This window comes from Asticcacaulis sp., from assembly GCF_020217185.1.
Taxonomy (GTDB): Bacteria; Pseudomonadota; Alphaproteobacteria; order Caulobacterales; family Caulobacteraceae; genus Asticcacaulis.
In genome coordinates, this window is the sequence record NZ_JAIWNX010000118.1 from 1 (window position 1) to 10,000 (window position 10,000).

9 protein-coding genes and 1 pseudogene are annotated in these 10,000 nt (G+C 60.7%); 9 read left to right on the top strand and 1 reads right to left on the bottom strand.

Features of this window, described 5'->3' with window-relative positions; genetic code table 11:
• Positions 1-57 precede the first annotated feature (57 nt).
• Entirely contained in the window at positions 58-357 is a 300-nt protein-coding gene (locus LDL37_RS05820) for a hypothetical protein (RefSeq protein ID WP_290795518.1), read from the bottom strand.
• A gap of 250 nt (positions 358-607) precedes the next feature.
• Between LDL37_RS05820 and LDL37_RS05825 the strand changes: the two genes are divergently transcribed.
• The 9 genes and pseudogenes from LDL37_RS05825 to LDL37_RS05865 all read left to right on the top strand — a co-directional run.
• Positions 608-2,803: a DUF6311 domain-containing protein gene (locus LDL37_RS05825; RefSeq protein ID WP_290795520.1), complete on the top strand. Its 2,196-nt coding sequence runs from the start codon at positions 608-610 to the stop codon at positions 2,801-2,803.
• A 178-nt stretch (positions 2,804-2,981) separates the two neighbouring features.
• Entirely contained in the window at positions 2,982-5,096 is a 2,115-nt protein-coding gene (locus tag LDL37_RS05830) for a DUF6311 domain-containing protein (protein ID WP_290795522.1), read from the top strand.
• 196 nt (positions 5,097-5,292) lie between these two features.
• The gene (greA, locus tag LDL37_RS05835) at positions 5,293-5,766 is read left to right on the top strand and encodes a transcription elongation factor GreA (protein WP_041658489.1); all 474 of its coding nucleotides are present in this window, start codon (positions 5,293-5,295) and stop codon (positions 5,764-5,766) included.
• 200 nt (positions 5,767-5,966) lie between these two features.
• Complete coding sequence (locus LDL37_RS05840) at positions 5,967-7,007, top strand: mitochondrial fission ELM1 family protein (RefSeq protein WP_290795527.1); 1,041 nt, start codon at positions 5,967-5,969, stop codon at positions 7,005-7,007.
• 83 nt (positions 7,008-7,090) lie between these two features.
• Complete coding sequence (gene trxB / locus LDL37_RS05845) at positions 7,091-8,077, top strand: thioredoxin-disulfide reductase (RefSeq protein WP_126422763.1); 987 nt, start codon at positions 7,091-7,093, stop codon at positions 8,075-8,077.
• Between the two features lie 249 nt (positions 8,078-8,326).
• The gene (locus LDL37_RS05850; protein WP_290795530.1) at positions 8,327-8,884 is read left to right on the top strand and encodes a 6-carboxytetrahydropterin synthase; all 558 of its coding nucleotides are present in this window, start codon (positions 8,327-8,329) and stop codon (positions 8,882-8,884) included.
• Complete coding sequence (gene folB, locus LDL37_RS05855) at positions 8,875-9,228, top strand: dihydroneopterin aldolase (RefSeq protein WP_126422759.1); 354 nt, start codon at positions 8,875-8,877, stop codon at positions 9,226-9,228. The genes LDL37_RS05850 and folB overlap by 10 nt, the downstream gene beginning before the upstream one ends.
• The gene (locus LDL37_RS05860) at positions 9,225-9,770 is read left to right on the top strand and encodes a DinB family protein (RefSeq protein ID WP_290795533.1); all 546 of its coding nucleotides are present in this window, start codon (positions 9,225-9,227) and stop codon (positions 9,768-9,770) included. Before folB ends, LDL37_RS05860 begins: the two co-directional genes overlap by 4 nt.
• Positions 9,767-10,000, top strand: a pseudogene (locus LDL37_RS05865) (hypothetical protein); the annotation flags it as partial. The gene LDL37_RS05860 and the pseudogene LDL37_RS05865, both read left to right, overlap by 4 nt.

Consider the following 10,000-nt stretch of genomic DNA (forward strand, 5'->3'; position numbering starts at 1 on the left):
TTATTTTCCGCCCTGCCGCCCGTTTCGCAAAATGATTTTCCGCAAAACCAACAATCCTTAGTCGGCCTTGCTTCGGCGACGGGCGGCCCCGGCACTGCCGCCGCCCCAGATAAAGGACAGGCCCAGCAGAAAGCCGAAATCGTACCAGCCCCCCGAATTGGGCACGGCATAGATGCGGATGCTGTGATCGAAAATATGCCCGATCAGGGCAAAGGGCGCGATGGCGCCGTGGATCAGCCCCATCCAGAAGCCCGGCACGGACGGTTCGGGTGCCGCCCCCTGCGTCGCACAGGCCGTCAGCAGCAGCATGATCCCCACCGCCATCAGCGGCAAACGCAAACTCCGGTTCACAGTCATGGTCACATCCTCCCGCGTGTCAGGAAACGACCGGAACACTCTTCTGTCAATCGGACACGCATCCGGGTACGACAGGAAACGGAAACAATTTTGCGAGATCGTGCCCGAAATTTGCCTATTTTTAGGGCTTGATCACGCAACTTGTGATGCGCGGCGTTTTCGCTATGATGCGCCGCATCAGAACTGACCCTATCCTCGTCTTTATCGATAGAGCCCTCCCATTCGTATCCCGTCCTACCTGCCGCATGTTGTGACCTGGGCCCGTCGTCTGCTGATCGTGGCAACGCCGTTCCTGCTGTTCAGCCTGTTCTTCCATATCGAGATCCTCGACCCGACCCGCATCGGCTGGCTGCTGGATGAGGACTGGGGGCAGCACGTGCTGGGCTGGCACGCCTTCCGAAATGTGCCGTGGGCGTGGCCGTTCAACTATCAGAACCTGCTGGCGTGGCCGACGGGAGTCAGTATCATCTACACGGACTCCAATCCGTTCTTTTCCTTTATCTTCAAGGCGCTCAGCCCGCTCCTGCCCGACAATTTCCAGTTTATCGGGCCGTGGTTCCTGCTGTGCGTGGTGATGCAGTTCTTCTTTGCGTGGAAGCTGGTGCGCCCGCACGCGCCGGGGCCGTGGTCGGCTCTGGCCGGGGCGATCATCATGTCGCTGCTGCCCGCCCTCTATTACCGGATGCGCCACGACACGCTGGTGGCGCACTTTCTTATCCTGTGGACGCTGTGGATCTTCTTCAACGTCAAGGATGAGCGCAAAAAGAACATCTGGTACGCGACGGCGCTGGGCCTGACCGGCTTCCTGCACCCCTACATGCTGTTCATGATGGCCGCGGTGTGGGGCGCAGACGTGTTGCGCATTTTCGTGCCGGCGGCGAAGGCCATGGACCGCAAGCGGGTGCTGCTGATCCTGCGCGATGCAGCGCTGGTGTTTATCTGCCCGTTTATTACGCTTGGCATCTCAGGGGCCTATTCGGGCTCATCGGCGCAGGCGCGCGGCTTCGGCTTCTACTCGATGGGACTGGATGCGCCGTTCAACCCGGTTCAGCCCGACTTCTCCTTCTTCATCAAGGCCCACCCGCAGGACATGGGGCAGTATTTCGAGGGCTATCAGTATATGGGCCTCGGCATTCTGGGCCTGCTGCTGGGGGCGCTTCTGCTCTATCAGATAACCTTCTCGGCCCGTCAGGCGCGTCCCTTTATCGATAGCGCCAAGCCGCTGATCATCCCCTTTATCTGCCTGTTCGTCATCGCCGTTTCGCACCATGTGCAGTTCTACGACATCGTGTTGTTCAAGCTGCCGCTGCCGAAATACCTGCTGGATAAGCTGGCGGTACTGCGGGCTTCCGGCCGCTTCTTCTGGCCCATCGCCTACACCCTGATCCTGATCGCGCTGGTCATTGTCTATAAGTCGCGGCCCAAGGTGATGAAGGTGGCTCTGCCGCTGGTCATTATCGTGCAACTGATCGACCTTCAGGGCTTTATCGCCGCCATGCGCAAACAGACCGAACTGGCCACCAGCCCGGTCATCTTCGATCAGGCCCCGGATCCAATGTGGGACAAGCTGATTTCCGGAGCGAAGGGCGTAGACTTCTATCCGGCGCAGGTGCACCTGAACGACAAGCTGTTCTATGAAATCGCCTGGCGCGCCGTGTCGAAGCAGCGCTACGTCAACACCATGTATATGGCGCGCGAAAACTATGAACAGCGCGCCATCGAGCTGAAAGGCCGCGAAGCCTATCTCAACGGCACTATCAATAACGACAACCTGTACGTCTTCCTCAACCAGTGCATCGCCCCGGCCAATCTTCAGCCGCTGATGCGTGAGGTGGACGGCGTGTGGATCATCCCGCCGCAGTCAATGCGCAACCTGCCGCTGGCCCTGCCCGAATGGAAGCCGATCAAGGCGCGCATGGGCTTTGGCTATCTCAATCAGGGCTCGTGCCTGCTCGACAAGAACTGGGCGGCCCCGGAAGCCGACGGGGCATGGACGCTGGGCAAACGCGCTGAGCTGGTCATCCCCATTCAGGAGGTGCAGTTCGAAAGCGGTGAACGCCCGGTCAAGCCGTCGATCCGGCTGGTGGCCAAGAGCTTCTTCCGCCCGATGACGGTCGATGTGCTGATCAATGGGCGCAAGCGTGCCACGATGGAGCTGGAAAAAATCCGCTCCTATCAGGATATTCCCCTGCCGCCGTCGGTGTTCAACCGCCCCGACATGAAGGTGTCCTTCATCGTGCGCGACCCGCTGTCGCTCAAGGAGTTGGGTCAGGGCGACGATGAACGCCAGTGGGGCATGAAGCTGTTCCGCCTGACCATCGAAGACGCCGCCGTGCGCGAGAAGGAAGAGGCCGAGAAGAAGGCCAAAATCGCCGAAGCCCAAGCGGCGGTCAAAGCCCAACCGGTCGGCGTCACCGCCGGTCAGCAGGCCCCTCAGAAACCGTAATCGTCTCTTTGAAAGCCCGGCTTCGGCCGGGCTTTTTTTGCACTGCCGTGCTTGTTTTCAGCCAAACCCCTCTTTAAGGTGTGCAGTGCCGAAGGGGGCGGTCATGTCCGGACTGACAAGACATTACGCGCGTTGCTAAGCGTGCAATGGCCTCCCGTTGACAGACCGAGAGAGGCATATGCCAGACACGACACAAAGCACCCATTATCGTTTGGCACTGTTTGGCGCGCCCGTTCTGCTGTTTCTGGCCTTTTTTAACCCGGCGATTGTGGACCCGACCAATATCGGCTGGGTGATGCACGGCGACTGGGCACAGCATTTTCTCGGCTGGCACGCCTATCGTAACGGGGCAGATGGCTTCAACCATCAGGACCTTCTGGCGCACCCCACCGGTCTGAGTGTGCTTTACACCGACTCGAACCCGCTCCTTTCACTGCCTCTGAAGCTGATCAGCCCGCTTTTACCGGCGAATTTTCAGTTCATTGGACTGTGGTTCCTGCTGTGCCTGTGTTTGCAATACGTGCTTGCCCTGCGTCTGATGGAACGCTTCGCACCGACGGCGTGGAGCGCTCTGGGCGGTGCCCTGCTTCTGTGCCTGCTGCCCACACTGTATAACCGCATCGGGCACGACACGCTGTTTGCGCACTGGCTGATCCTGTGGTCGCTATACATCTTTTTCGCGGTCGAAACACCGCGCGACAAGGCCATAGGCTGGGCCGCCAACCTGACACTTGCCTCGCTGATCCACCCCTATCTGCTGATCATGTGCCTGTTTATCTGGGCCGCCGATCAGTGGCAGGCCTTACAGACTATCCGCCGCACGCGCGACCCGAAGGCCCTGATCGGGCTGGCCGGCGCTGCGGGTATCAGTGCCACACTGTGTCTGATAGCCCTGTGGGCGGGGGGCGCGTTTTCCGGAACCAGCCCGGCGGGTGATGGCTTCGGTATCTATTCCATGGGGCTGGACGGACCGTTTAATCCGTCCGGTCTGCCGTCCTTCCTGTCCTTTTTACCGAAGCAGGAGCCCCGTCAGGCCTTTGAGGGCTTCCAGTATCTGGGAGCAGGCGTACTGGTGCTGATCGGGGCCGCGTGGTGGCTGACCCGCCGCTCACGCAAGCTGAGCCCTCAGCCGCAACCACAGCCAGAGGCGGCAAGCGACGAGCGCGATACGCGCGAAGTGACCACACAGGCCTTCGAGCGGGCGCGTGGACTCAAATGGGTACTGATTTTACTCACCGTGCTGGCCATCTCGACCAAGATCCAGATTTTCGGCAAGACCCTGATCGATATCCCCTTGCCGGAGGCAGCCCTCTCCGTGGCTGGCGTGATCCGCGCCTCAGGCCGCCTGTTCTGGCCGGTGGCTTATACGCTGGTATTCCTGAGCTTGCTGGTTATCTATCGCACCCCCAGACGTAACCTGTGGCTGGGGGTGATCGTCGGGCTTCAGCTTATGGACCTCGGCGCCTTCTCCAGCCATGTCAAGAGTCTGACCGCGCGGGCCTCGGACCGCGCCGTTGTCAAGGTCGCCCAAAGTCCACAATGGACACAACTGATCGCCGCCAGTTCGCAGGTCAATTTCGTCCCCCCCAATGCTCTGGCCAATCAGCCCGTCTTCTATGAAATGACCTATCGCGCCGTTTCAGCTAAGGTGCCCATCAATACCATGTACGCGGCACGCCCGAACCCCAAACAGGAAGCTCTGGAGTTTTCGGATTACCAGCGCTTTTTGCAGGGCGTGCGACATCCGGACCAGTTATATGTGTATATCAATCCCTGCCTGCCGCACCCTTCGCTGAGGGGGCAGTTGCGAGAGCTTGACGGCATCTGGTTCCTGCCACCCGTCAGAGCGGATGCCTCGATTGGGCGCGTCCCGGCCCCGCATCCCTTCCCGCAAAACGTCATGCAGCCTGTGGCGCGCGACAAGCCCGCCGCCTGCCTGCTGGATGGCGACTGGGCTCTGGGCGAAGAAGGCGGTGTCTGGACCCGTGGGGCCGAAGCCAGTCTGACCCTACCCGACTCAGTGACCATTGCCCCCGGCTCAGAACTGCGGTTCACCCTGAATACCGCCCGCCCGGCACGCGTGTCGGTACTGATCAACGGACAGGTGGCTCAGGATTATGAAATGTCAAAAAAGGTCAAAGAGATCACCGTACCTCTTCCGGTGACCTCAGGCACGCGGGGACCGCTACAGGTCCGCTTTGTCATCAAAGATCAGGCGCCCCCGGCAGAGCCGATCCCGCAGGGTATGAAGCGACTGAAAATTTCTCAACTGGGGCTGTTTACCGCCTCTTGAGTGCCTATCTGAAACACAGTTTGTTTTTTCGCGCGTTTTGCGCTATGAAGCGTGCCCCGTCCTGCAAGGGTGCTCTGCAAATAGCGTCCGGCGCGCGGCTTAAGTTCCAACACAGGTTTTCCGGCCGGTCGCAGGCGCCCTCGACCGTCGTCGGCTCTATTGTCTTTCACTCAGGGCGTTTCAGAAACAATCGCACATGGAAAAAGTGCCGATGACCGTCGCGGGCTACCAAAGCCTTGACGACGAACTCAAGCGTTTGAAGTCGGTGGAACGTCCCGCCGTTATCGCGGCGATTGCCGAAGCGCGTTCGCATGGTGACCTGTCGGAAAACGCCGAATATCACGCGGCCAAGGAACGTCAGGGCTGGATCGAAGGTCAGATCGCCGAGATCGAGGACAAGATCAGCCGCGCCCAGGTGATCGACGTTTCGAAGCTGTCCGGCAATCAGATCAAGTTCGGCGCGACCGTCACCGTGGTCGATGAGGACACCGAGGAAGAGGGCCGCTATCAGGTCGTCGGCGAGCACGAAGCCGACGTCAAGGCGGGCCGCATCTCGCTCAGCTCGCCTTTGTCGCGCGCCATGATCGGCAAGGAAGTGGGCGATGTGGTGGAGGTCAACACCCCCGCCGGCGTCAAGGCCTACGAAATCCTCAAGGTCGAGTGGATTTAGCTAAATTCACGCCCTGATCTGACGATCAGGACGTGGGGATGGGAATCGACAAACTCCGGCTCGGGGCGGCCCGTCGCCGGAGTTTGGCATATTTCATACCTCCCCAGCTCGCTGGGGAGGGGGACCGCACGAGCCTGCCACCCGGCAGGTGAGATGCGGTGGTGGGGGCTTTTTCTGTCTCCGCATCTTGGGATTGAAGCGTGTTAACTCCGCCCGTCACAACCGAAGAGTCGCTGAAGATTCCCTCGGACCGCCCGCTGATCGTCTGGGCGGTGTCGGACGGTCGCGCCGGTATCCACAATCAGGTGCTGGGGCTGGCCGAAGCCATTGCCGTCCTCACCCCGACCCAGATCGTCGTCCGCCATATCCGTTATCGCCGTCTGTTCGACCGCTGGCCCACAGCGCTGCGTCTGTGGCCCGATGTAATGTTGAAGCGCGATTCCGACCTTATTGGTCCGCCCTATCCTGACATCTGGATCGCCGCCGGACGCGCCACCCTCCCCCATTCCTTGCGCATGCGCCGCCGCTCTCAGGGCAAGACCCTGGTGGTGCAGCTTCAGGACCCCCGCATGCCGTCCTCACGCTTTGACATGGTCATTGCGCCGAAGCACGACGAGGTAAAGGGCGACAATGTGTTGCCGCTTCTGGGCTCCACCCATCGCGTCACGCCGGAACGCCTCAGCCGTGAGGCCGCCCCGTGGGCCGAAAGCCTGTCGAAATTCAGCGGCCCGTTTATCGCCGCCCTGATCGGCGGGCGCTCCAAAAGCCACGACATATCGCCGGCGCGCGCCGAAACCCTCGTCCAGCAGATTCGCGCCGCCGTCAAAGGCAAGAAGGCCACCCTGCTGCTCAGCGTGTCGCGCCGCACCCCCGAAGCCGCCCGCGCCATCCTGACCGAGGGGCTGAAAGACCTCGACGGCATCATCTATGAGGGTAAGGGGGACAACCCCTATTTCGCCTTCCTCAACGCCGCCGACCACATCCTCGTCACCGAGGATTCGGTGAACATGGCCACCGAAGCCGCCGCCACGGGCAAGCCGGTGCACGTCCTGCCCATGGATGCGCGCGGCGCAGGGGCCAAGTTTGGGCGCTTCCATCAGGGCCTTCAGGAATACGGCGCCGCGCGCCCGTGGTCGGGCGAACTGCGCACGTGGAAATATACACCGCTGAACGAGACGCACCGCGCCGCCGAGGCCGTACTGGCGCTCTATAATCAAACGCATCCCGACGAAAAACGTTAACAGCCCTTAACGGAGGGATGACAAGGCGACAGCCGGTCATTATCTAAGGGGCCAGTTTACCCCAAGATAGAATCGAATCTGCCATGACCACGCCCCGTACTGTTCGTTGCGCCATCATCGGTTCCGGCCCGGCGGGCTGGACAGCGGCCATCTATGCCGCGCGGGGCCTGCTGCACCCGGTGGTGTTCACCGGCCCGCAGACGGGTGGTCAGCTCACCATCACCACGGACGTCGAAAACTATCCGGGCTTTGCCGAGGTCATTCAGGGCCCGTGGCTGATGGATCAGATGAAGGCGCAAGCCGAACATATGGGCACCGAGGTCATCACCGACATCGTGGTCAAGGCCGACCTCAGCCAGCGGCCCTTCCGCCTCGAAACCGATGCCGGGAACGTCTATCTGGCCGAAACCGTCATCATTTCGACCGGCGCTCAGGCCAAGTGGCTGGGCCTTGAGTCGGAAAAGACCTATCAGGGCTTCGGTGTGTCGGCCTGCGCCACCTGTGACGGCTTCTTCTACCGCAACAAGACGGTGGCCGTGGTCGGCGGCGGCAATACGGCGGTCGAAGAGGCCCTGTTCCTCACCAAGTTCGCCTCAAAGGTCTATCTGATCCACCGCCGCGACTCGGTGCGTTCGGAAAAGATTCTGGCCGAGCGCATGTACGCCGAGCCCAAGATTCAGCCGGTGTGGAATTCGGCCATTGACGAAATTCTGGGCGAAACCAATGAATTCGGCGGGGCCAGCGTCACCGGCGTGCGCCTGAAAAACGTCCATACGGGCGATACCCACGAACTGCCGCTCGACGGCGTGTTTATCGCCATCGGACACGCGCCGTCGTCGCAACTGTTCCAGGGGCAGCTTGAAACCAATGCCGGCGGCTATCTGAAGGTCGAACCCGGCACGCCGAAAACCGCCATCAAGGGCGTCTTTGCGGCGGGCGATGTGACGGACGACGTCTACCGTCAGGCGGTCACGGCGGCCGGTATGGGCTGCATGGCGGCGCTGGAGGCCATCCGCCTGCTGGCCGAAGAGGATCATCACCGTCAGGATGCCAAGATCGGCGCTTGGTAAGATTTGGCCGCAGGTTTTAGCCACGAAAAACACGAAAAGCACGAAATCCGTTATATTGAAGCCTTGAGCGAAGCGTCCTTGATAGTCGCTCACAAACGAGGCTAACAGCCCTTCGGGCAAGCACCGCCCGATGTTACGCTTTTCGCGATTTTCGTGTTTTTCGTGGCCAATTCTTGCAGACACTGCGCGTGATTTGACTCACGCGGGCTTTTGCGCTTTTAGCTGCCGCACAAGAAAAGGCCCCTATCCGTGCAGATTCAGTTCACCCGTCGTTTTTCCATGGCTCACCGTTTGCGCGCCGACCGTTCGTCGAAGTGCGCGACCCCGCATGGCCATAATGAATTCGTGCGCGTGACGCTGAAGGCCAAATCGCCGGACACGGTGAAGTGGGGGCAATCCAACTACGCCCAGAGTTTTGATGCGCTCAAGCGCGACTGGCACCGCTTTGTCGATGACGCTCTGGATCACGCCTTTCAACTGGGGGCCGATGACCCGCTGATCGGCTTTTTTCAGGCGCATGAGCCCGATCTTCTGCCGCGTCTGCTGATCATTCCGGGCGATCCGACGACCGAAGCCGTAGCACTCGCCCTCTATCACAAGCTGAACGCCATCTTGTCCGCCCACGTGCCGGATTTTGCGTGCGTGCGCTTTGAAATCGAAGAAACCCCGACCAATACGGTCATACTGACGCCCGAAGACCTTAGCCACGGCCCGCGTCTGGCCGACTGGTGCCATCGGGCCGATCTGTCGATCAACGATCTCCTGCCGCCTGAAAACTGGCAGAAAAAGAGCGCCCCATGCCTCTGATCAGCCGCCACGTCTTTGTCGAAGGCCTGAAGGTCGAAGCCGCCATCGGCGTCTATGACTACGAACACGGCCGCACCCAGCCCCTGATCATCGATGCCGATATCCGCATCGGCCTTCATGAGATCAAGGGCCTGAAAGACACGCTGAACTACGAAATGGTTGGCAATCTGGCGCGCGACCTCATCGCGCGCGGTCATATCAAGCTGGTCGAAACCCTGGCCGAGGACCTGGCAGAGGCCGTACTGGCCCTGCCGCAGGCCGAAGAGGTGCGTATCCGCATCTCCAAACCCGAAGCCCTGGCCGATGCCGACCGCTCCGGCTGCACCGTGGTGATGCGCAAATGAGCCATCTGGCGCATCTGGGCCTGATGGCCCGCTATAACCAGTGGATGAACGCCAAACTGCTGGAGCTGATGGCCGCGCATCCCGACGCCGATTTCCACGCCGATACAAGGGCCTTTTTCGGTTCGGTGTGGGGGACGCTCAACCACCTGATCGTGGCGGACCTGCTGTGGATGGGCCGTTTGAGGGGCCATGCGACGGGTGTTGCACTGTCGGCCGCCAAGGCCCTGCCGCAACCCACGGGCCTGAATGATACGCTGTATAGCGAACTGAGCGCCTTCGCGCCGGTGCGCAGGGAACTGGATGATCTGTGGCTGAGCTATATCGAGGGCCTGAGCGAGGCCGATCTCGACATGCCTCTGACCTATCGCCGCGTCAATGGCGACGCCCATACTAAACCGCTGGGGCTGGTGCTGAGCCACGTGTTCAATCACCAAACCCACCACCGCGGACAGATTACGACGCTTTTGTCGCAGATGGGGCTTGATATCGGGGTGACGGACGTGCTTGTTCTGGTACCCGAACTCGATCTGGACCACTTATGAACACGCCCGCCACCCGCACCAAACTCAGCGACACGACGATCATCCCGATCGTCAACTATCTGCTGCTGTTTTTCCTGATCGTCGGTGGCATTTCGGGCGTCCTCGCCATCACCCTGATCTATTTGTTTCAGGACGACGCCCCCGACTGGCTGAAAACCCACTATGCCTTTCAGAAAAGGACCTTCTGGGTGGGCATCGGGGCCTTTGTGCCGCTGGTTGTGCTGCTGACC